Genomic DNA, 341 nt, shown 5'->3' with positions numbered 1-341 from the left:
TGTCGACCTTCGGCAGGCGTTTCAGCTCGGACTGCTGGAGCCGGTCGACTATCAGCTGTAAGGCCCGCTCGGCCCGGTAAATCATCCGCAGGTCACGGGCGGTGTAATCGTGCTGGCGTAAGGCGTGGCCGCTGCGGGTGTTAAACCAGTCCAGCATCTCGGCGCGGACCGCCGGCTGCGGCGGCCACAGTTCATCCCACTGGCTGACTATCACCCCGGCCAGCAGCTCACAGCCTTCGGTAAACCCGGCCAGGCCGCTGAGCTGCATCCGGGCCAGGGTGTAGTAAATCGCGCTCTGCAAATCGACGCCGTGGGTGCGAAACAGCGTCAGGGCCAGGGAT

The 341-nt window shown here is 64.8% G+C and carries 1 protein-coding gene; it reads right to left on the bottom strand.

The window, feature by feature from the left end; translation table 11 throughout:
- Positions 1–341: type VI secretion system ImpA family N-terminal domain-containing protein (locus ACGF49_RS25050; protein ID WP_387493473.1), on the bottom strand; the 341-nt coding region annotated here is incomplete at both ends.

The sequence above is a fragment of the Photorhabdus sp. RM96S genome (assembly GCF_042879335.1).
Lineage (GTDB): Bacteria > Pseudomonadota > Gammaproteobacteria > Enterobacterales > Enterobacteriaceae > Photorhabdus > Photorhabdus kayaii.
The sequence above is the reverse complement of the archived record's forward strand: the minus strand, read 5'-3'. Positions and strand labels throughout refer to the sequence as shown.